Raw genomic sequence first — 20,707 nt, forward strand, 5'->3', positions numbered from 1 at the left:
GCGCAGGCGATGGTGGAGGCGCGCGGGGGTGTGGTCCCGGCCCTCGACCTGACCGGGCCCGAGGCCATGCGGCCGTACGTCGTGGCCGGGCTGGTCCGCGAGGGCCGCACCGTCCTCGCCGTCACCGCGACCTCGCGGGAGGCCGAGGACCTGGTGGCGTCGCTCGGCGACCTCATCGACCCGGCGCTGGTCGCCTACTACCCGAGCTGGGAGACGCTGCCGCACGAGCGGCTCAGCCCGCGCAGCGACACGGTGGGCCGCCGGCTGGCGGTGCTGCGCCGGCTCAAGCACCCCGGCACCGACGTGTCCAACGGTCCGCTCAAGGTGGTCGTCGCCCCGGTCCGCTCGGTGCTCCAGCCGCAGGTCAAGGGGCTGGCCGACCTCGAGCCGGTGGAGCTCGTCGCCGGGGACAGCGCGCCGCTCGAGGACGTCGTACGCCGGCTCGCCGCCGCGGCGTACTCCCGCGTCGACCTGGTCGAGAAGCGCGGCGAGTTCGCGGTCCGCGGCGGCATCGTCGATGTCTTCCCGCCGACCGAGGAGCACCCGCTCCGGGTGGAGTTCTGGGGCGACGACGTCGAGGAGATCCGCAGCTTCGCGGTCGCCGACCAGCGCACGCTCGACAAGGTCGATCGGCTCTGGGCGCCGCCCTGCCGCGAGCTGCTGCTGACCGACGACGTCCGTGAGCGCGCCTCGGCGCTCGGCCAGGCCCACCCGCAGCTGCTCGAGCTCACCGACAAGATCGCGGCCGGCATCGCCGTCGAGGGCATGGAGTCCCTCGCGCCCGTGCTGGTCGACGAGATGGAGCTGCTCGTCGACCTGATGCCCGCCGACACCCACGTGCTGGTGCTCGACCCCGAACGGGCCCGCACCCGTGCCCACGACCTGGTCGCGACCAGCGAGGAGTTCCTCGGCGCGAGCTGGGCGGCCGCGGCCGGCGGCGGCACGGCGCCGATCGACCTGGGTGCGGCGTCGTACCGCGAGATCGGTGACGTGCGGAGCCACGCGCTCGCGCGGGGCGAGGCGTGGTGGACGGTCAGCCCGTTCGGCCTCGACGCCGACGACGAGACGCGCGTGCTGGCCCCGGGTCCCGCCGAGGCCTACCGCGGCGAGATGGAGCGTGCCATCGGCGACATCGCGCGCTGGCGCGGCGACGGCTACCGCGTCGTCGTCCTGCACGCCGGCCACGGCCCGGCCGAGCGGATGCGCGAGGTGCTGGCCGAGCACGACGTACCGGCCCGGGTCGTCGAGGACCTGCCCGAGGGCGCCGACCTGACCGACGCGGTCGTCACGATCACCTGCGGCGCCGGCACCCACGGGTTCGTCGACGACGTCAACCGGCTCGTCGTGCTGACGGGCGAGGACCTCTCGGGGCAGAAGGCGTCCACCCGCGACATGCGGCGGATGCCCGCGCGCCGCAAGAAGCAGATCGACCCGCTCGAGCTCAGCGCCGGCGACTACGTCGTCCACGAGCAGCACGGCGTCGGCCGCTTCGTCGAGATGAAGCAGCGCGAGGTCGGGGGAGCGGTGCGTGAGTACCTCGTCCTCGAGTACGGCGCCTCCAAGCGCGGCGGGCCGCCCGACCGCCTCTACGTGCCCGCGGACGCCCTCGACCAGGTGACCCGCTACGTCGGCGGCGAGTCGCCCTCGCTCGACCGGCTCGGCGGCGGCGACTGGACCAAGCGCAAGAACAGGGCCCGCCGGGCGGTGCGTGAGATCGCCGCCGAGCTGATCAAGCTCTACGCCGCGCGCCAGGCGACCAAGGGCTACGCGTTCGGCCCGGACACCCCGTGGCAGGGCGAGCTCGAGGACGCGTTCCCGTTCCAGGAGACCCCTGACCAGCTGAGCACGGTCGACGAGGTCAAGGGCGACATGATGCGCACCGTCCCGATGGACCGGCTGGTGTGCGGCGACGTCGGCTACGGCAAGACCGAGATCGCGGTGCGGGCCGCGTTCAAGGCCGTGCAGGACGGCAAGCAGGTGGCGGTCCTGGTGCCGACGACGCTGCTCGTCACCCAGCACCTGAGCACGTTCAGCGAGCGCATGAGCGGCTTCCCCGTCGTGCTCAAGGGGCTGAGCCGCTTCCAGACCGACGCCGAGGCCCGCGAGGTGATCGCCGGCCTCCAGGAGGGCTCGGTCGACATCGTGGTCGGCACCCACCGCCTGCTCAACCCGGACATCCGGATGAAGGACCTCGGCCTGATCATCGTCGACGAGGAGCAGCGCTTCGGCGTCGAGCACAAGGAGCAGATGAAGCGGCTGCGCACCTCCGTCGACGTGCTGTCGATGTCGGCGACGCCGATCCCGCGCACGCTCGAGATGGCGATCACCGGCATCCGCGAGATGTCCACGATCACGACGCCGCCGGAGGAGCGGCACCCGGTGCTCACGTACGTCGGTGCCTACGAGGACCGCCAGATCATCGCCGCCGTACGCCGTGAGCTGCTGCGCGAGGGCCAGGTCTTCTACATCCACAACCGGGTCAACTCGATCGAGAAGGCCGCCGCCCGGATCACCGAGCTGGTGCCCGAGGCGCGGGTCGCGGTCGCCCACGGACAGATGGGTGAGCACCAGCTCGAGCAGGTGATGCTCGACTTCTGGGAGAAGCGCTTCGACGTGCTGGTCTGCACCACGATCGTCGAGTCCGGCCTGGACGTCTCCAACGCCAACACGATGATCATCGAGCGCGCCGACACCCTCGGCCTCTCCCAGCTCCACCAGCTCCGCGGCCGGGTCGGTCGCTCGCGCGAGCGCGCCTACGCCTACTTCCTCTACCCGCCCGAGAAGCCGCTCACCGAGACCGCCCACGAGCGGCTCGCGACGCTGGCCCAGCACTCCGACCTCGGCGGCGGCATGGCGATCGCGATGAAGGACCTCGAGATCCGCGGCGCGGGCAACCTGCTCGGCGGCGAGCAGTCCGGCCACATCGCCGACGTCGGCTTCGACCTCTACGTCCGGCTCGTCGGCGAGGCGGTCAACGAGTTCAAGGGCGACGACGCCCCGGAGCTCAACGAGGTCCGCATCGAGCTGCCGGTCGACGCCCACCTGCCGCACGGCTACATCCCGAGCGAGCGGCTCCGGCTGGAGATGTACAAGCGGCTGGCCGAGGTGCGCACCGACGACGACGTCGACCAGATCAACGAGGAGATGCTGGACCGGTACGGCGAGCCGCCGGTCGAGGTGATGTGCCTCCTGCTGGTCGCCCGCTTCCGGGCGCGGGCCCGCCAGGCCGGCGTCGGCGAGGTGACGATCGCGGGGCGCAACGTGCGGTTCGCGCCGGTCGACCTGCCCGACTCGCGGGTCGTCCGCCTCAACCGGCTCTACCCGAAGTCCATCGTCAAGGCGCCGGTCAGCACCATCCTGGTGCCGCGTCCGATGACGTCGGGCATCGGCGGTCAGCCGATCTCGGGCATCGCCCTGCTTGAATGGGCCCGGCAGGTGATCGACTCCGTCATCGACCCCCAGGAGAGCAAGTGACGCGTGTGTCCCCCCTGGCCGGCCTCGCCGTGGCCGCCGCCGTGCTGCTGACCGGTTGCGGGGCCGTGCCCGACCTCAACCCGGGCATCGCCGTCGTGGTCGGCGACGACTCGGTCACGACACGGCACGTCGCCGACCTGTCGTCGGACTACTGCGACGCCGCCGCACCCCAGCTCGAGGGGCAGGCGCTCCCGCGCCACTACCTCAACGGCCGGGTCGCCGGCAGCATCGCCCTGCGCTCGGCCGCCGACCAGATGATGGCCGAGCACGGCGTCGAGGCCGACTCGTCGTACGCCGCGGCGGTGAAGCAGGCCGAGGCCCAGCTGACGGACCTGACCACCGCCCAGCGGGACGCGATCGTCGAGGTGCAGGGCGCCGAGACCTACGTGGCCGCCGCGGAGACCTCCGTCGGCAAGGCGACGCTCAGCAAGCAGGGGGAGAGCTCGCCGAGCGCCGACGACGCGAAGGCCGCCGGGCAGAAGGAGTTCGAGGCCTGGCTCGACGACCACGACGTGCGCATCGACCCGCGCTACGGCGTGGCGATCGAGAAGGGCCAGGCCGTCCTCACGGACACCAGCCTCTCCCAGCCGGTCACCAGCACCGCCAAGCAGGCCGACGCCACGACCCCCGACAGCACGTACGCCGCGGCCCTGCCGACCGCCCAGCGCTGCGGTTGAACCGGTGGTTGAGGAGGGACGAAGTCCCGTCTCGAAACCCGCTTCGGGCGAGCCGCTCCTCGAGTTCCTCGAGGTGATGCGCCGCCTGCGTGCCGAGTGCGCGTGGAAGGCGGGCCAGACGCACCGGTCGCTGGCGCGCTACCTGCTCGAGGAGACGCACGAGACCCTCGAGGCGATCGACACCGGCGACGCGGCGCTGCTCCGCGAGGAGCTCGGCGACCTGCTGCTCCAGGTCTACTTCCACGCGGTGATCGCGGAGGAGACCGGCGAGTTCACGCTCGACGACGTCGCCGCCGACGTCATCGCCAAGATGCACCGGCGCAACCCGCACGTCTTCGGGCCCGAGGCCGCCTCCGGCGACACGCCCGAGCAGATCAACGAGGCGTGGGAGGCGATCAAGGCGGCGGAGAAGCAGCGCGACTCCGTCACCGACGGGATCCCGCCGACGCTCCCGGCGCTGCTCTACGCCGACAAGGTGCTCGACCGCCTCGCCCGCGCGGGCACGCCGGCCGCGGCGTCCGCCGACGGCGACCTCGGCGACCGGCCGCTCGCCCTCGTCGCCGAGGCCCGCGAGACCGGCGTCGATCCGGAGCAGGCGCTGCGCGACGCCGTACGACGGCTCCTCTAACGGTTAAGGTCTCCCCATGTCTCGCGTGCTGATCGTGGAGGACGACGTCGATGTGCGCGACTGGATCGCACACTGCATGCTCCACGACGGCGACGAGATCCGGGGCGTGCCAGACCGTCGTCGCCTGCGAGGTCTCCACGAGGAGGAGCCCGACTACCGTCCCGACCTCGTGCTGATGGACTACGCACTCCCGGACACCGACGGCGTCTCCCTGCTCGGCGAGCTGCACGGCTTCTGGCCCGGCGTCCCTGCGGTGTTCGTGACCGTCCAGTGGACCGGCGAGGTCATCGAGCGAATCCAGGGCACCGGCTACGAACGCATCGCCAAGCCGTTCAACCCCGACGACCTGCGCGCAGCGGCCGGCAGGGCGCTCGAGACGGGGCGGAGCCAGGGGTGAACCGGGTCCGGCTGCTCGACCTGGGTGCCTTCGCGGGCTACTTCGTGCTCGCGGCCTACCTCGGCCGGCTGGCCGTGGTCGACGGCAGCGGCCTGTCGCTCGTGTGGCCGGCCGCCGGGGTCGCGGCGGCCTGGCTCGCGGTGACCGGGTGGCAGCGCTGGCTCGTCGTCGACGCGACCGCGGTCTTCGTGCTCACCGTCGGCGTGTACGCCGCCGTCGGGGCGTCCGTCGGCGTCATCGTGAGCCTGGCGGCCGCGACCGTCGTCCAGACGCTCGTGTTCGGCCTGCTGGTCAGCCGGTGGGTGCCCGCCTGGTGGGGGTTCGGGTCAGAGCCGCCGCCCGGGGTGCAGCGACTCCGCGACCTGGCCTACCTGCTGGTCGCCGCCCTCGCGGCGGCCGCGGCCTCGGCGCTCGTCGGCCCCACCTCGATCCTCGCCACCACCGACGCGAGCTGGACGGTCCTGCTGTCCTGGACGGTGCGCAACTCGGTCGGCATCATCGCGATCTTCCCGCTCTCGCTCCTGGCCCGGCACGCCGCCCGCGCGAACACCCCCGACCGCGCGCCGACCCCGGTCGGGCCCTACCGCGGGAGCGTGCTGGAGTTCGTGGCGCTCGTCGTCGTCAGCCTCGGCTCGTGCTGGCTGATCTTCAGCGCGAACGACATGCTGCCGATCCCGTTCCTGCTCCTGGCGACGTCGGTGTGGGCGGGCACCCGGTTCTCGCCGTGGGTGGCCGACCTGCACGCCCTGCTGCTCGCGACCGGCGTCGTCGTGTTCACCGTGCTCGACCACGGGCCCTTCTCCACGATCGAGGACCCGGTCCAGCAGGTGCTCGTCGTCCAGGCGTACGTCGCCGTCGCGGTCGTGCTGACCCTGTCGCTGTCCGTCGGCCGGCGCGAGAGCCTCGCCCTGAACCAGCGGCTCGCCGTGTCCGAGAAGGCTGCGACCGAGCAAGCGGCGACCATGCGGACGATCCTGGACACGATGGCCGACGGGGTCAGTGTCGTCGACGGCGCGGGACGGATCCTGCTGCGCAACCCGTCGGCGGGCCTCCTGGTCGGCGACGTCCGCGCCAATGACGACGGCGTGCTGGACGCCGCCGGCTACGACCTGCGGCACGCGGACGGCACCTCGGTCACCGCCGACGAGTACCGCGCGGCCTTCGCGGGGCAGGTCGTCGACAACATGGACCTCTTCGTCCGCAACGCGGACTCCCCGGACGGCCGGATGCTGGAGGTCACCGCCCGCCCGATCCCCGGCAGCGACCCGCCGCTGGTGGTCATCGTCTTCCACGACGTGACCGCCGTACGTCGTGAGCGCGATGAGCTCTCGTCCTTCGCCGGCGTCGTCGCGCACGACCTGCTCAACCCGCTGACCGTCGTCGAGGGCTGGTCCGAGACGATGCTCGAGACCGCGCAGGCCGGCATCGTCGTCCCGCCGGAGAAGCAGGTCGACCAGCTCGACCGCATCGTGCGCGCCGCCCAGCGCATGCAGCACCTGATCAGCGACCTGCTGGCCTACACGACGGCGCGCGACCTGCGGATCACGCCGGTGCGCGTCGACCTCCGCGCGATGGTCCAGGACATCGCCCGCGCCCGGGTCGAGGCCAGCCGCATCAGCGAGGACCCGCAACCGGTGATCACGATCGCCCCGGACCTGCCTGACGTCATGGCCGAGCCCGTGCTGCTCCGGCAGGTCATCGACAACCTGGTCGGCAACGCGGTCAAGTACGTCGCGCCGGGCGTCTGCCCCGAGATCGAGGTGCGCGGGCGCCACGTCGAGGGCGACGAGGCGCTGATGGTGCTGATCGAGGTCGTCGACAACGGCATCGGCATCCCCGAGGACCAGCACGCCCGCGTCTTCGACACGTTCCACCGCGCGCACCGGGAGGGCTACCGCGGCACGGGCCTCGGGCTCTCGATCGTCAAGCGGATCGCCGAGCGGCACGGTGGCACCGCGGCGGCGGCCGGCAACGAGGGCCGCGGCGGGACCACGATGAGCGTGACGTTCCCAGCCGCCGACCTGCCCTGATCACGCCGTCCGATCAGCACTAGGCTGGCCGCATGGCATCCATCGAAGCTGTCGGCGCCCGCGAGATCCTCGACTCCCGAGGCAACCCCACCGTCGAGGTCGAGGTGCTCCTCGACGACGGCGCGTTCGCGCGCGCCATGGTCCCGAGCGGTGCGTCCACCGGCGCGTTCGAGGCCGTCGAGCTGCGCGACGGCGGCGACCGCTACGGCGGCAAGGGCGTCACGAAGGCCGTCAACGCGGTGATCCAGACGATCGCCCCGGCGATCGAGGGCCTCGCCGCCGACGACCAGCGTCTCGTCGACCAGACGATGCTGGAGCTCGACGGGACGCCCAACAAGGCCAACCTCGGCGCCAACGCGATCCTCGGCGTCTCGCTCGCCGTCGCCCGCGCCGCCGCGGACTCGGCCCAGCTGCCGCTCTACCGCTACATCGGCGGGCCCAACGCCCACCTGCTGCCCGTGCCGATGATGAACATCCTCAACGGCGGCTCGCACGCCGACTCCAACGTGGACGTCCAGGAGTTCATGATCGCGCCGATCGGCGCCCCGACCTTCCGTGAGGCGCTCCGCTCCGGCGCGGAGGTCTACCACGCGCTGAAGTCGGTGCTGAAGAAGAAGGGCCTCTCGACCGGGCTCGGCGACGAGGGCGGCTTCGCGCCCGACCTGGACAGCAACCGGGCCGCGCTCGACCTGATCGCCGAGGCCGTCGCGGCCACCGGCCTGAAGCTCGGCACCGACATCGCGCTGGCGATGGACGTCGCCGCCTCGGAGTTCTTCAAGGACGGGTCGTACGCCTTCGAGGGCGGCAGCAAGTCGGCCGAGGAGATGAGCGCCTACTACGCCGACCTGGTCGCGTCGTACCCGATCGTCTCGATCGAGGACCCGCTGGACGAGGACGACTGGGACGGCTGGAAGGCGATCACCGACCAGATCGGCGGCCAGACCCAGATCGTCGGCGACGACCTCTTCGTCACCAACGTCGAGCGGCTCCAGCGTGGCATCAGCGGCGGCCAGGCCAACGCGCTGCTGGTGAAGGTCAACCAGATCGGCACGCTCACCGAGACCCTCGACTCCGTCGAGCTGGCACACCGCAACGGTTACCGCTGCATGATGAGCCACCGCTCCGGCGAGACCGAGGACACGACGATCGCCGACCTGGCCGTCGCGGTGAACTGCGGCCAGATCAAGACCGGCGCCCCGGCGCGCTCGGACCGGGTGGCGAAGTACAACCAGCTGCTCCGGATCGAGGACGAGCTCGGAGATGCTGCGCGCTACTCCGGCGCGTCGGCGTTCCCTCGCTACGGTGCCTGAGCGACCCTAGGAGACATGCCCGAGTCTCGCCGTACGCCGTCGCGCGCTCCGCGCCCCGGTGGCCGCCCCGGGCCTCGCCGGAGCGGGTCGTCGGGCCGGAGCGCCAGCCGGTCCGTCACCGACACGTCGGCCACCGGCAGCCTGCCGGCGGTCGCCGTCGGCCGGCGCCGGCCGCGGGTCACCGGGCGCGCCGCCGTGCTGCTGCTGGTGCTGTCGCTGCTGACGATCTCCTACGCGTCGTCCATGCGGGCCTACCTCGACCAGCGCTCGCACATCGATGACCTCAAGGGCCAGATCGCCCTGCGCCAGGCGCGGATCGACGACCTGGAGCGGGAGAAACGGCGCTGGGAGGACCCGGCGTTCGTGCGCCAGCAGGCCCGCGACCTCAACTACGTGATGCCCGGCGAGACGGCGTACGTCGTGCTCGACGAGGACGGCAAGCCGCTCGACACCGGCGCGAGCCTGTCGGACCCGACCGAGGTGGCCCGCAAGGCGCCGACCGCGTGGTGGTCGACGGCGTGGAAGTCGGTCGAGCTCGCCGGCAACCCGCCGAAGGTCGAGGACAAGCCACAGCCGGCGGACAAGATCGACGAGTCCGGTGGTTGAGGTGCGAGCGAAGCGAGCCTCGAAACCACTGGCATGATCGATCCGTGATCGACCCCTCCGACGTCTCCGCCATCGAGGCCCAGCTCGGCCGTGAGCCGCGCGCCATCCACGAGGTCGGCCACCGCTGCCCGTGCGGCAACCCGGACGTCGTCACCACGGAGCCGCGGCTGCCCAACGGGACGCCGTTCCCCACGACGTACTACCTGACCTGCCCGCGGGCCGCCTCGCGGATCGGCACCCTCGAGGGCTCCGGCCTGATGAAGGAGATGCAGGACCGGCTGGCCGACGACCCGGAGCTGGCCGCGGCGTACCGCGCCGCCCACGAGCGCTACCTCGCCGCGCGCGCCGAGCTCGGCACGGTGGAGGAGATCGAGGGGATCTCCGCCGGCGGGATGCCCGACCGGGTGAAGTGCCTGCACGTGCTGGCGGGCCAGTCGCTGGCGCAGGGCCGCGGCGTGAACCCCTTCGGCGACGAGGTGCTCGACCTGCTGGGCCCGTGGTGGGAGTCCGGGCCGTGCGTGTAGCCGCGATCGACTGCGGCACCAACACGATCAAGCTGCTGATCGGATCCCTGCCGGAGGTGGACGTCCGCGAGATGCGCATGGTCCGGCTCGGCCAGGACCTCGACCGCACCGGCCGGATCGCCGACGAGGCGCTGGTGCGCGCGTTCGCCGCGATCGACGAGTACGCCGCCCTGATCGCGTCGTACGACGTCCCGCCGGCGCGGGTGCGCTTCGTGGCGACGTCGGCCTCGCGGGACGCGTCCAACGCCGCGGTGTTCGTCGCGGGCGTGCGGGAGCGGCTCGGCATCGAGCCGGAGGTCGTCTCGGGCGACGTCGAGGCCGCGCTGTCCTTCGACGGGGCGGTGCGCAACCTGCGCCTCGTGCCCGAGGCTCCGGTGCTGGTCGTCGACATCGGCGGCGGCTCGACCGAGCTGATCCTGGGCGCGTCGGCGCCCGACCGGGCCGACTCGATGGACATCGGCTCGGTGCGGCTCCACGAGCGGCACCTGCACTCCGACCCGCCGACCGCGGCCGAGGTCGCCGCCTGCATCGCCGACATCGATGCCCACCTCGACGCCTGCCCGGTCTCGCCCGCGGACGCGGCCACCGCGGTCGGCGTCGCCGGCACGGTCACCCAGCTCGCCGCGGTGGCGCTCGACCTCGCGGCGTACTCGCGCGCCGACGTCGACCAGCTCGTGCTGCCCGCGTCCCGGGTGCACGAGGTCGTCGACCGGTTGCTCGCGATGACCGTCGCCGAACGTCGCGCCCTGCCCGCGATGCACCCCGGCCGCGCCGACGTCATCGGCGCCGGCGTCCTGATCCTCGACCGGGTGCTGCGGCGTACCCGCGCCCCATCCCTGGTCGTCTCCGACTCCGACATCCTCGACGGCATCGCCTGGTCGGTCGCCAACGGACGATGAGCCGCATGAGCTTCGTCCCGCCCGGCACCGGTTGGCCCGGAGACCCCGCGACCGCGGAGACGCCGGTGGCGCGGACGGCCGCGCAGGTACGCCGTCTGGCGCGCTCAGTCGACGCCGACGGGCTCGACGAGCTCGACGCGCGGGTGTCGGTCTGCCGGGCCTGCCCTCGGCTGGTGCGCTGGCGGGAGGACGTGGCGACCCAGAAGCGCGCGGCGTACCGCGACGAGACCTACTGGGGCCGCCCGATACCGGGCTGGGGGTCGCCCACGCCGCGGATCCTGGTCGTCGGCCTCGCGCCCGCCGCGCACGGCGCCAACCGGACCGGCCGGGTCTTCACCGGCGACCGCAGCGGCGACTGGCTGTTCGCAAGCCTGCACCGGGTCGGGCTGGCGCGGCTCCCCACCAGCGTCCGCGCCGACGACGGCCAGGAGCTGTTCGGCACCCGGATGGTCGCCACGGTCCGGTGCGCGCCGCCGCAGAACAAGCCGACCATCACCGAGCGCGACACCTGCGCTCCCTGGATCGAGGCCGAGCTCGGCCTGCTCGTGGACCACGTGCGCGTCGTGGTCGCACTCGGCGGCTACGGCTGGGACGCCGCGCTGCGGTCGTACGCCGCGATCGGCTGGGACGTGGTGCGGCCCAAGCCGCGGTTCGGCCACGGCGCCGAGGCGCGGCTCGTCAACGGCGACCGCGAGGTGCTGCTGCTGGGCTGCTACCACCCGAGCCAGCAGAACACCTTCACCGGCCGGCTCACCGAGCCGATGCTCGACGCGGTCCTCGGACGAGCGGCCGAGCTGGCATCGCTACGCTGACGCCATGCGCGCATCGTTCTCGGGGGTGCAAGGCAGAGTGGCGGACCGGTGGGGCTCGACGGCCGACACCGTGCTGGTCGCTGCCGTCTCCGCCTGCCTCGCGGCCACGTCCTATTCCGTGCTGCGCTACCGCCGTGCCCGGCGGGTCGTCGCCGGACACGTCGAGGTCGACCGGGCCCTCGCGGAGACGACCGAGCGCTACCGTGCGCTCTTCGACTTCCACCCCGACGGGATCTTCTCGCTCAGCCTGGAGGGACGGTTCACGAGCGCCAACGAGGCGTCGGAGCGACTGTCGGGCTACACCGAGGACGAGCTCGTCGGCATGGCCTTCCGCGAGCTGCTGCCCGACGACCAGCTGGAGCCCGTCACGAGCAGCTTCGAGGAGGTGGTGGCGCGGCGTTCGCGCCACCTGGAGGCGAGCATCGTGCACCGCGAGGGGCACCGCGTCGACCTCAGCCTGACCGGGCTGCCGATCATCGTCGACGACGAGATCGTCGGGGTCTTCGGCATCGCCGAGGACATCACCGCTCGGCTCCAGCTCCAGCGCGAGATCGAGGACGCGCGCTCGGTCGCCGAGGAGGCCAACCAGGCCAAGTCGCTCTTCCTGGCGACCATGAGCCACGAGGTGCGCACGCCGCTGACGAGCGTGATCGCCGCGTCCGAGATGCTCGACGACACCGGCCTCGACGACACCCAGCGCAAGCTCACCGACGTGCTCCACCGCTCCGGCACCCGCGCCCTCCGCCTGGTCGAGGACATCCTCGACTTCTCGCGCGTCGAGGCCGGCAAGACCCGTCTCGAGCCCGTCGCCTTCGACCCGACGACGGTCCTCGACGAGACGTTCGCTCCCGCGCTCGAGGCGGGCCGGGCCCGCGGCCTGACCGTCGAGGCGTCGTACGGCGAGCTCCCGCCGCTCGTCGTCGGCGACCCGGGACGCGTCGCCCAGGTCGTCACCAACCTGCTCGACAACGCCGTGAAGTTCACCGACGCCGGCCGGGTCCGGCTCACCGCCCGCGCCAAGCAGACCGGCACCGGCGTCGACCTCCACGTCGAGGTCTCCGACACCGGTATCGGGATGACCGACGAGCAGGTCCGGATGGTCTTCGAGCCCTTCCAGCAGGCCGACTCCTCCATCACCCGGCGGTACGGCGGCACCGGGCTCGGCCTCGCGATCTGCCGCCAGCTGGTCGCCCTGATGGACGGCGGCTTCGACGTCGAGAGCACCCCCGGGCGCGGCACGACGTTCGCGCTCCGGCTGCCCCTCGGCGTACCCGACTAGGCTCCGGCGGACCGCCCCTGTATCCCAACCGGTAGAGGAAGCCGCCTTAAAAGCGGTTCAGTCTGGGTTCGAACCCCAGCGGGGGCACGGCCTCACGCCTCGCGCAGGTCCATCTCCTGCGCGCGGCGCCAGGCGTAGACCGGCTGGTAGCGGTCGTGCAGCGTGGTCATCAGGCTGATGAGACAGAGGAAGAAGAACGTCGTCCACCCGTGCCCGCTCCGCCCGAGGGTGAAGTCGATCAGCCACACCATCCCGACGTTGACGCCGAGCCGGACGAGGACGGCGATCGCCGCCGACTCGATCGACCACCTGCGACGCGAGAAGAGCAGCGTGATCACCGCGTTGAGGGCGACGAGCGTGCCGATGGCGATGAAGAGGTCCTGCGTCGACAGCGACACCGTCGGCAGGAAGAGCCCGTAGATCGCGGAGACCACGCCGACCAGCACGATCTTCTCGAGGGTCATCCACGACACGACCCAGCCACCGGCGACGTGGATCGCGGCGAGCTTGGCGCTCGTGTCGACCGCGTCGGGGACCGGGTCGGAGACGACGCGCAGCGCGTGGTCGGGCTCCGGCAGCCGCGGGCGTACGCCGAACCAGAGGATGGCCGCGAGCAGCAGGAGCAGGAAGATAAGCAACGGCCAGGCCCACCAGTAGTCGTGCAGCGTGTCGGTGACGTCGAGCTCCGCGATGTGCAGCCAGTACTCCTGCGGCAGCTTGATGAAGATCCAGATGAACGCCGCGGTCAGGATCCACGCGCGCTGCGAGACCGGGCGGGTCCGCCAGCGGGTGCGCCACAGCTCGTAGGCGATGAAGAAGTACTCGAACGTGTTCGGGAAGACCAGCAGCAGCCAGCGCTCGTGGGTGACCTCGAAGAGGAACGCACCGGCGAGCCGGTAGTAGAAGAGGAACCGCGCGACCGCGAACGCGTGCAGGTTGTCCCAGTTGCGCATCGCGGCCAGGTAGGCGATCGCGAGGTAGAAGATGTCCATCGCCTTGTCGTAGTTCTGGTACCCCGGAGGGTCGAACCCGAAGGCCTGGAAGATCGTCTGGTCCGCTGCGTCCAGGACCAGGCAGGCGATGATCGCCGGCAGCGGGAAGCGGGGGATCAACAGGGGCAGCAGGAACCGGCCGGCCACGACCAGGGTGAACACCACGTCTTCCACAGGGTGATCATGGAGGATCCCGGAGATCCGGGACACCAAGACCTGCCGGTCGGGACGCCGCGCCTTCCAGACTCGGCCCATGCCCCGCTCCTCCGTGCGCATCGGCGTCGCCCTGCTGGTGGTCGCACTCCTCCTCTCGTTCGTGACCCTGGTCGCGGTCCGCTCGAGAGCCGCCGTCGTACCTCCGCGGGTGGTGACGGCGATCGCCGGCGAGCAGGTGACGGTCGCGGGCGTCGCGCCGCGCCGCGTGCGACGCCCGGTCGTCCTCCAGCGTCAGGTGCCCGGGTCCTGGCGAGCGGTCGACCGGGCGCGGACGACGCGCGCGGGTCGCTACGCGTTCGCGTTGCGCGCCGCCGCCGGCACCTATCGCGTCGTCGCGCCGAGCGTCCGGGTCGGGAGGGAGCGGCTCCCGGCCTGGACCTCGCGTCGTACGACGGTCACCCCGGTGGTCCAGTCCGGTTCGCTCCAGCCGCCCGTCGCGACCTTCACGCCCGTACGGCGCGGCCGCCCCGTCGTCCTCCAGGTCGCCGGCCCCGACGGCTGGACGACCGTCGATCGCGCGACCCAGGACGCGGCCGGTCGGGCCCGCTTCCCGATGTCGCCCACTGCGACGACGACGTACCGCGCCGTCGCCGAGCGGTGGCACGGGGCGTCCGCCGTCGCGACCGATCCGGCGACCGTCACGGTGCCGGTCGACGACCCGCCACCCGCCGGGCGGAAGCCGTGGGTCACCGGCTACTACGCCGCGTGGTTCTGGGAGTGGCTCTACCCGCCGGAGGAGGTCGACATGACCGCCATGACGCACTTCGTCTTCGGCCGGGTCGCCCCCGGCGGCGGCTCGCTCGGCGGAGACCCGACCGAGCTCATGGACGGCGCCTGGTCCGCGCAGGAGCCGGACAGGGCGCCCGACGGCAGCGGCGACAGCATCGAGGACTACCTGGTCGGTCGCGCCCACGACGCGGGCATCAAGGCGCTGCTGATGCTGGGTGGCGACGGCGGTGACGGGCGGGGCTTCCTGCGGTCGACGGCCACGCCGCAGCTCCAGCACGACTTCGTCGACACCATCGTCGACTACCTCGTCGAGCACGACTACGACGGCGTCGACCTCGACTGGGAGAACTGCCTGGACGGCCACCCGGACTGCGCCGCGCCGGGGGAGGACCCCGTCACCGCGGCGCAGGCGCAGCAGCGGCTGCTCGGGCTGGTCGACGCGATCCGCGCCGAGATGGCGACCCGCGACCGCTACGCGACGACCCCGGGGCTGCTCACCTTCCCCGGCTACGCGATCAAGATCAACGAGAACGGCGGCCGGCCCGAGCCGTGGCAGACCGAGGTCGCGCTCAAGGTCGACCAGTACAACCTGATGACGTACGGCGTCGGCACCACCTGGAGCGGCGGCGGCTGGCTGTCGTGGTTCTCCGGCGCGCTCCACGGTGCGGGCGGGCTGAACCCGGTCGACATCTCGTCGAGCGTCGCGGCGTACGAGGCCAGCGGGGTGCCGCGCGACCGGATCGGGATCGGCATCGGCTTCTACGGGATCTACTACGGCCCCGGCATCACGGCGCCGCGGCAGTCGACCGACGACAACGAGATCTACGAGATCCAGGACGCGCCGCTGTCCTACAGCGAGCTCGACCGGATGGGCTACTTCAGCCACGGCTCGCTGCGCTGGGACGAGGAGGCGCAGTCGACCTACCGCGTGTACGACGGTGGGTTCGTGCCCGAGCTCGACCCGGCGCGCTACCCGGCGGGTCTCCTCTCCTACGAGGACGAGCGGTCGATCACCGCGAAGGGCGACTGGGTCACGGAGACGGGCGTCGGCGGGACCATCCTCTGGACGATCAACTACGGGTGGCTGCCAGGCTCCGGGACCAACCCGCTGATGGACGCGGTCAAGAAGAGCTTCCTGGAGTAGGCGCGCCGGGGGTGGTTTCGAGGCTCAGGCCTGGCGGCCTTCGCACCTCAACCACCGTGCTCGGCGGTGGTTGAGGTGCGAGCGGAGCGAGCCTCGAAACCACCCCTACACAGGCAGCACGTCGGCGCGGGCGTCGACCACCTCGGCGGGCGCCGTCAGCCGCCAGGCCTCGAAGACCAGCTCGGCGAGCTCGTCGCGCTCGACGCCGTCGAGGTGGACGACGACCCAACCGAAGCCCCACGCGGTGAACTGCACCTCGAAGACGTCGGGCCGCTCGGCCACCAGGGCGAGCTGCTCGGCGATGGTCTGCTTGAGACCCACGGTGCGGGTCGGCTCCCAGAGGTAGCCGAACACCCGGTTGCCCACGTCGAAGCGCCAGTACCGGTCGTGGTCGGACCGGACGACGTCGGGGAGCTGCTCGACCAGCTCCAGGAAGTCGGCGATCACGGATCCGGGCACGGGTGGAGTCTTCCGCACGACGCCGACACACGCGGCCCGGGCGGGAACGATGCGGCCTCGCCCGGCGTTGAACCCAGTGAGCCCGCTTAGGATGGGCTCATTGAGGTGACCCGTCACAGCGACGACGCCCCCGGCCTCGAGGAGAGACCAATGCAGAGCAACAACCCGGTGTTCCGTCGTTCGGAGGAGTTCAACTCCTCGAACGCCTACGGCAACCAGACCTACGCCGGCAACGGATCCGGCTACCAGAACTACGGCCAGCAGGGCTACACGGACCCCGCCACCTGGGGCACCGGCGAGCCCGGCCAGCCCGGCAGCACGCCGGCCCCGGTCGCCACCGGCGGCCCGATGACGATCGACTCGGTGGTCCAGAAGACCGCGATCTCGCTCGTCGTCGTGATCGTCGCCGCGGCCGCGACCTGGATCCTGAGCCCGTCGATCGACGCCGACACGACCACTCCGTCCGACATCAGCGGCCTGATCGCCGCCGCGACGATCGGCTCGCTGGTCGCGTTCGTGCTGTCGATGGTCAACTCGTTCAAGCGGGTGATCAGCCCGGCTCTCGTGCTGCTCTTCTGCGCGGCCGAGGGCGTCGCGCTCGGCGGCATCAGCAAGGTGTTCGAGCTCGCCTACCCCGGCATCGTGATGCAGGCGGTCGTGGGCACGTTCGGCGCCTTCGCCGGCACCCTGGCGGTCTACAAGTTCTTCAACATCAAGGTGACCGACAAGTTCCGCAAGATGGTCATCGCGGCCATGCTCGGCGTCGTCGCGATCAGCATCATCGAGGTCGTGCTGAGCCTCTTCAACGCCCAGATCGGCCTCTTCGAGGACGGCAAGCTCGGCTTCGTCTTCGCGCTCATCGGCCTGGCGCTGGGTGTCTTCATGCTGGTGCTCGACTTCGACTTCGTCGAGCAGGGCGTCGCCAACCGGCTGCCGGACCGCGAGGGCTGGCGTGCCGCGTTCGCGATGACGGTCAGCCTGGTCTGGATCTACACCAACCTGCTGCGCATCCTCGCGATCATGCGCGGCGACTGATCCACGACGTACGTCGACGAAGGGCCCCGGGGCACTGCCCCGGGGCCCTTCTGCATGCCCGGGGGCGGCTGTCCCATTCAAGGGTGCTGAGCCGTAACACGTGTCTCGTTCAAGTGGCTCGTCGCGGCAACTGCGCACTGCCGACCGCCGAAACATCGCGCTCCTAGGTTCCGGCGCCAGGGCGTGCCGATCTCTTCGGGAGGGAGCGGGTGGCCCGGTCCATCCGCCGAGCCTCATCGGCTCATGCCACAAGGAGCCCTCACGTGCACCTCGACAACCCGCCACAGCGGTCCCGTACGCCGGGACGCGCGCGCCTCGTGGTCGCCGCGGCCTGTGCCGCCGGCATCGCCGGCGCCGCGATCGCCGTCAACACCCTCAGCTCACCGGTCAGCGGCGCTGACACGCCGTCGGGCGACGCCGTCGTCGTCAAGGTCGTCCCGACCGCGCGGCCCGACCACCTCGGTGCGCCCCGCGACGAGCTGAGCCTGGAGGAGTGGGGCTACGCCAAGCACCTCGCCGAGGCGACGCTGCCCGCCGACGCGACCGACGTCCTGGGCGAGCCCGGCGCCGAGTTCCTCAGCGCCAACATCCCGAACTCCGACGTGGACGGCGACGCCCGCCTGGTCGACGTCGTGTTCTACGACTACACCGCCGACCGGCAGCACCAGGTCACCGTCGACCTGACCGCCGGCAAGGTCGTGAGCGCGCTCGCGACCGGCGGCGTCCAGTCGCCGACGACGGCCACCGAGGCCGACGTGGCCATGGACCTGCTCCTGGAGTCGCCGCTGGCCGCCCCGGTCGCCGCCGCCTTCGCCGAGCAGGGCGCAGGTCGGCTGACGCGCAAGGACCAGGTCTCGTACGCCGGCGGCTCGTACAAGCCGTCTCCCGGCGTGCAGGGTGCCGACGCGTGCGGCGCGCACCGCTGCGTCGAGCTGCAGATCCAGGCGCCGAACGGCCGCTACCTGACGACCTCCGGGTTCGTCGTCGACCTGTCCGCCGGCACCGTCCTCGCGACCAAGTAGGAGCACGAACATGAGCACGATCCACCTGCGACGCCGCCTGCTGGCCGCCGTCGCGTTCCTCGGCCTGACCGCCGGCCTGGTCGCGGTCGCACCCTCGGCCTCGTCCGACCCGGTCGACCCCGGCCTCTCCTGCTCGGGCAGCAACCTCGTCGTCAAGCAGCTCGAGTCCGGGTCCGCCTGGGCGATGTGCGTCTCGATCCACACCAACAAGGGCCTGGTCCTCGAGCAGATCTCCTTCAAGGCGGCCGGCTCGAACAGCTATCACCGGGTCCTCGACTCGTTCTACCTCTCGCAGCTCAACGTGCCCTACGACACCGGCGAGAACGTGTGGGACGACCTGACGTCGTACGGCTTCGGCAACCAGTACCTCCAGAAGCTGAGCACCAAGGAGTGCCCCACGGGAGACCTGCTCGACGTCCACCAGAACTGGACCCGGCGCAGCGTCGTCTACGACCGGACGATCCCCGGCATCTGTGTCGCCGAGGAGAGCACGGGCGTCGCCTACCGCTCGCACGAGCAGGTCTGGGGCAGCCCGGCCGACAGCCCGATGTACGTCGACCAGGGGTCGAAGCTGACCATCTCCTCGATCTCCAAGGTCGACTGGTACGAGTACATGGAGCGGATCGACTTCCACGAGGAGGGCACGATCACGGCCAACCTCGGCGCGACCGGTGACATCTCCTACGAGGACTTCTCCGACGGGTCCGGCGTCAACGACACGACCACCGGCTGGCCGGTCGGCGAGGGCGACACCGACTACGCCGCCTCGCACTGGCACAACGCGATCTGGCGGGCGGACTTCGGGATCGACGACAAGACGGACCAGAAGGTGGAGCGCTACGACACCACCTACACGGGCGTGAAGGCGACGACGGGGTCCAAGGGCGAGATCCTCACCACCGAGGAGACCGACGTGACCCAGGCTGCGTCGTTCGGTGCGAAGGGGACCGACAGCGACGACGAGCTCACGTGGTACCGGGTCGTCTCGCCGTCGAGCCTCAACGACGACCAGCACGCACGGTCCTACGAGATCAACATGCAGAAGGTCCAGCGCTACGGTTCGAGCCCGGTCACCCAGCCGCAGATCACGTTCACGAACAACAACGCGTGCCAGGAGTACGCGTCGTCGAACCTGAACGCCGCCTGCAAGAACCAGAGCATCGTCAACTACGTCGCCAACGACACCGCACCGCTGACCGACCCGGTGGCCTGGATCAACGTGGGCTTCCACCACATCATCCGGGACGAGGACCAGAGCCCGATGCCGACCCACTGGCAGTCGTTCGACCTGGTCGCTCGTGACTTCACGGCCCAGAACCCGGCCACGCCTGCGGGTCGCACCTGCATCAACGGCAACCCGGGCGGCGAGCTCCACGCCGCGTGCATCGCGCCGCCGAGCCTCACCAAGCCGGTCATCTCCGGCACCCCCGAGGCGGGCGCCGCGCTGACGGTGAGCAACGGCACCTGGAACCAGACCAACCTGACCTACGCCTACCAGTGGTTGCGGGACGGCACCGCGATCACCGACGCCACCGCGGCGACGTACACGGCCACGGCCGCGGACGCCGGTGCGGAGCTCACGGCGGACGTGACGGCGACCAGCACCAAGAGCGGCCTGGCGTCCACGGTCACGAGCGAGCCGCTGGCGATCCTGGAGCCGACCGCGACGGAGCTGCCGGTCGTCGGGGGCACGCTCGACCCCGGCGAGACGCTGACGGTCAGCGACGGGGCCTGGAACCTCGAGGGCCTGACGTTCGCCTACCAGTGGATGCGCAGCGGCGAGCCGATCGTGGACGCCACGGCGGCGACGTACGTCGCCAGGGCCGCCGACGTCGGCAAGCCCCTGACGGCGGTGGTCACGGCGACCAAGGCCGGCGTGTCCGGCACGGCCGAGTCGCTGGCCGTGACCGTCAGCGGCCCGCAGGCGACGGCCGCTCCGGCGATCACCGGCACGGCGTCGGTCGGGGGCACGCTGACCGTGTCCGACGGCACCTGGGACAAGTCCGGCCTCACCTTCGGCTACCAGTGGTACCGCGGTGCGACGGCGATCCCGGGCGCGACCTCGGCGGCGTACCAGCCGGTCGCGGCGGACGCGGGCCTCGCGCTGCAGGCGGTGGTCACGGCGACCAAGGGCGATGCGACCAACCCGGCCTCGTCGAACGTCGTGACGGTGGCCAAGGCGACGACCAGGACGACCGGGACCCTGACCAGGAAGAAGGTCAAGGCCGCGGCCCACGGCGTCGTCACCGTGAAGGTCACCTCCGTGGTGCTCCCGCTCGGCAAGGTCGAGGTCCTCGACCGCGGCAAGGTCGTCGGCAAGGCGACGCTGACGACCGGGTCGAAGGGCGTCGCGAAGGTCACCCTGCCGAAGCTGAAGGCCGGGAAGCACGCCCTCAAGGTGCGCTACCTCGGCTCGGCGCAGACCGCGGCCAGCACCAGCTCGGCGCTGGTCCTGACGGTGGTGAAGTAGCCCG

Annotated in this window: 17 protein-coding genes and 1 tRNA gene; 16 read left to right on the top strand and 2 right to left on the bottom strand. The window is 71.6% G+C overall.

Annotated features, from left to right (window positions below; translation table 11 throughout):
- Positions 1-9 precede the first annotated feature (9 nt).
- From mfd to ACFPYL_RS16470, 12 genes are all read left to right on the top strand, one after another.
- The gene (gene mfd / locus ACFPYL_RS16415; protein ID WP_379156874.1) at positions 10-3,474 is read left to right on the top strand and encodes a transcription-repair coupling factor; all 3,465 of its coding nucleotides are present in this window, start codon (positions 10-12) and stop codon (positions 3,472-3,474) included.
- Positions 3,471-4,151 carry a hypothetical protein gene (locus tag ACFPYL_RS16420; protein ID WP_379156460.1) on the top strand — a complete coding sequence of 227 codons (681 nt, stop codon included), beginning with the start codon at positions 3,471-3,473 and terminating at the stop codon, positions 4,149-4,151. The genes mfd and ACFPYL_RS16420 overlap by 4 nt, the downstream gene beginning before the upstream one ends.
- A gap of 76 nt (positions 4,152-4,227) precedes the next feature.
- Positions 4,228-4,779, top strand: coding sequence for a MazG family protein (locus ACFPYL_RS16425; RefSeq protein ID WP_379156462.1), 552 nt, complete (start codon positions 4,228-4,230; stop codon positions 4,777-4,779).
- Between the two features lie 16 nt (positions 4,780-4,795).
- Complete coding sequence (locus ACFPYL_RS16430) at positions 4,796-5,176, top strand: response regulator (RefSeq protein WP_379156465.1); 381 nt, start codon at positions 4,796-4,798, stop codon at positions 5,174-5,176.
- Positions 5,173-7,206, top strand: a complete 2,034-nt coding sequence (locus tag ACFPYL_RS16435; protein WP_379156468.1) for an ATP-binding protein — start codon at positions 5,173-5,175, stop codon at positions 7,204-7,206. Before ACFPYL_RS16430 ends, ACFPYL_RS16435 begins: the two co-directional genes overlap by 4 nt.
- Before the next feature lie 32 nt (positions 7,207-7,238).
- Positions 7,239-8,516 carry a phosphopyruvate hydratase gene (eno, locus tag ACFPYL_RS16440; RefSeq protein ID WP_379156471.1) on the top strand — a complete coding sequence of 426 codons (1,278 nt, stop codon included), beginning with the start codon at positions 7,239-7,241 and terminating at the stop codon, positions 8,514-8,516.
- Between the two features lie 15 nt (positions 8,517-8,531).
- Positions 8,532-9,122: an FtsB family cell division protein gene (locus ACFPYL_RS16445; protein WP_379156474.1), complete on the top strand. Its 591-nt coding sequence runs from the start codon at positions 8,532-8,534 to the stop codon at positions 9,120-9,122.
- Between the two features lie 44 nt (positions 9,123-9,166).
- On the top strand, positions 9,167-9,646 hold the full coding sequence (locus tag ACFPYL_RS16450) for a DUF501 domain-containing protein (RefSeq protein ID WP_379156477.1): 480 nt from the start codon (positions 9,167-9,169) through the stop codon (positions 9,644-9,646).
- Entirely contained in the window at positions 9,637-10,545 is a 909-nt protein-coding gene (locus ACFPYL_RS16455) for a Ppx/GppA phosphatase family protein (RefSeq protein WP_379156480.1), read from the top strand. Before ACFPYL_RS16450 ends, ACFPYL_RS16455 begins: the two co-directional genes overlap by 10 nt.
- 5 nt (positions 10,546-10,550) lie before the next feature.
- Positions 10,551-11,357 carry a uracil-DNA glycosylase gene (locus ACFPYL_RS16460; RefSeq protein ID WP_379156482.1) on the top strand — a complete coding sequence of 269 codons (807 nt, stop codon included), beginning with the start codon at positions 10,551-10,553 and terminating at the stop codon, positions 11,355-11,357.
- A 4-nt stretch (positions 11,358-11,361) separates the two neighbouring features.
- A complete protein-coding gene (locus tag ACFPYL_RS16465) occupies positions 11,362-12,636 on the top strand; it encodes a PAS domain-containing sensor histidine kinase (RefSeq protein WP_379156485.1) in 1,275 nt (424 codons plus the stop codon).
- Positions 12,637-12,649: 13 nt separating this feature from the next.
- Positions 12,650-12,723, top strand: a tRNA-Leu gene (locus ACFPYL_RS16470).
- A 5-nt stretch (positions 12,724-12,728) separates the two neighbouring features.
- Here ACFPYL_RS16470 and ACFPYL_RS16475 read toward each other — a convergent pair.
- Positions 12,729-13,802, bottom strand: coding sequence for a hypothetical protein (locus ACFPYL_RS16475; protein WP_379156488.1), 1,074 nt, complete (start codon positions 13,800-13,802; stop codon positions 12,729-12,731).
- A 79-nt stretch (positions 13,803-13,881) separates the two neighbouring features.
- Between ACFPYL_RS16475 and ACFPYL_RS16480 the strand changes: the two genes are divergently transcribed.
- Positions 13,882-15,717: a glycosyl hydrolase family 18 protein gene (locus ACFPYL_RS16480; protein ID WP_379156491.1), complete on the top strand. Its 1,836-nt coding sequence runs from the start codon at positions 13,882-13,884 to the stop codon at positions 15,715-15,717.
- 105 nt (positions 15,718-15,822) lie between these two features.
- On the opposite strand, the gene ACFPYL_RS16485 is transcribed toward ACFPYL_RS16480, so the two are convergent.
- Complete coding sequence (locus tag ACFPYL_RS16485) at positions 15,823-16,176, bottom strand: MmcQ/YjbR family DNA-binding protein (protein ID WP_379156494.1); 354 nt, start codon at positions 16,174-16,176, stop codon at positions 15,823-15,825.
- A gap of 150 nt (positions 16,177-16,326) precedes the next feature.
- Here ACFPYL_RS16485 and ACFPYL_RS16490 point away from each other — a divergent pair, with 150 nt between their 5' ends.
- The 3 genes from ACFPYL_RS16490 (at position 16,327) to ACFPYL_RS16500 (ending at position 20,703) form a co-directional block, all read left to right on the top strand.
- Complete coding sequence (locus ACFPYL_RS16490; protein ID WP_379156496.1) at positions 16,327-17,211, top strand: Bax inhibitor-1/YccA family protein; 885 nt, start codon at positions 16,327-16,329, stop codon at positions 17,209-17,211.
- A 263-nt stretch (positions 17,212-17,474) separates the two neighbouring features.
- Entirely contained in the window at positions 17,475-18,233 is a 759-nt protein-coding gene (locus tag ACFPYL_RS16495) for a hypothetical protein (protein ID WP_379156498.1), read from the top strand.
- A gap of 10 nt (positions 18,234-18,243) precedes the next feature.
- The gene (locus ACFPYL_RS16500) at positions 18,244-20,703 is read left to right on the top strand and encodes a copper amine oxidase (protein ID WP_379156501.1); all 2,460 of its coding nucleotides are present in this window, start codon (positions 18,244-18,246) and stop codon (positions 20,701-20,703) included.
- The last annotated feature ends 4 nt before the right edge of the window (positions 20,704-20,707 follow it).

The organism is Nocardioides hankookensis, from assembly GCF_042658885.1.
Classification (GTDB): domain Bacteria; phylum Actinomycetota; class Actinomycetes; order Propionibacteriales; family Nocardioidaceae; genus Nocardioides; species Nocardioides hankookensis.

Excerpts from the sequence above, each read along its gene's own strand:
- ACFPYL_RS16445 (WP_379156474.1), top strand. The coding sequence starts at position 8,532 with ATGCCCGAGTCTCGCCGTACGCCGTCGCGCGCTCCGCGCCCCGGTGGC.
- ACFPYL_RS16465 (WP_379156485.1), top strand. The coding sequence starts at position 11,362 with ATGCGCGCATCGTTCTCGGGGGTGCAAGGCAGAGTGGCGGACCGGTGG.
- ACFPYL_RS16500 (WP_379156501.1), top strand. The coding sequence starts at position 18,244 with ATGAGCACGATCCACCTGCGACGCCGCCTGCTGGCCGCCGTCGCGTTC.
- ACFPYL_RS16490 (WP_379156496.1), top strand. The coding sequence starts at position 16,327 with ATGCAGAGCAACAACCCGGTGTTCCGTCGTTCGGAGGAGTTCAACTCC.
- eno (WP_379156471.1), top strand. The coding sequence starts at position 7,239 with ATGGCATCCATCGAAGCTGTCGGCGCCCGCGAGATCCTCGACTCCCGA.
- ACFPYL_RS16425 (WP_379156462.1), top strand. The coding sequence starts at position 4,228 with ATGCGCCGCCTGCGTGCCGAGTGCGCGTGGAAGGCGGGCCAGACGCAC.
- mfd (WP_379156874.1), top strand. The coding sequence starts at position 10 with ATGGTGGAGGCGCGCGGGGGTGTGGTCCCGGCCCTCGACCTGACCGGG.
- ACFPYL_RS16480 (WP_379156491.1), top strand. The coding sequence starts at position 13,882 with ATGCCCCGCTCCTCCGTGCGCATCGGCGTCGCCCTGCTGGTGGTCGCA.
- ACFPYL_RS16430 (WP_379156465.1), top strand. The coding sequence starts at position 4,796 with ATGTCTCGCGTGCTGATCGTGGAGGACGACGTCGATGTGCGCGACTGG.
- ACFPYL_RS16460 (WP_379156482.1), top strand. The coding sequence starts at position 10,551 with ATGAGCTTCGTCCCGCCCGGCACCGGTTGGCCCGGAGACCCCGCGACC.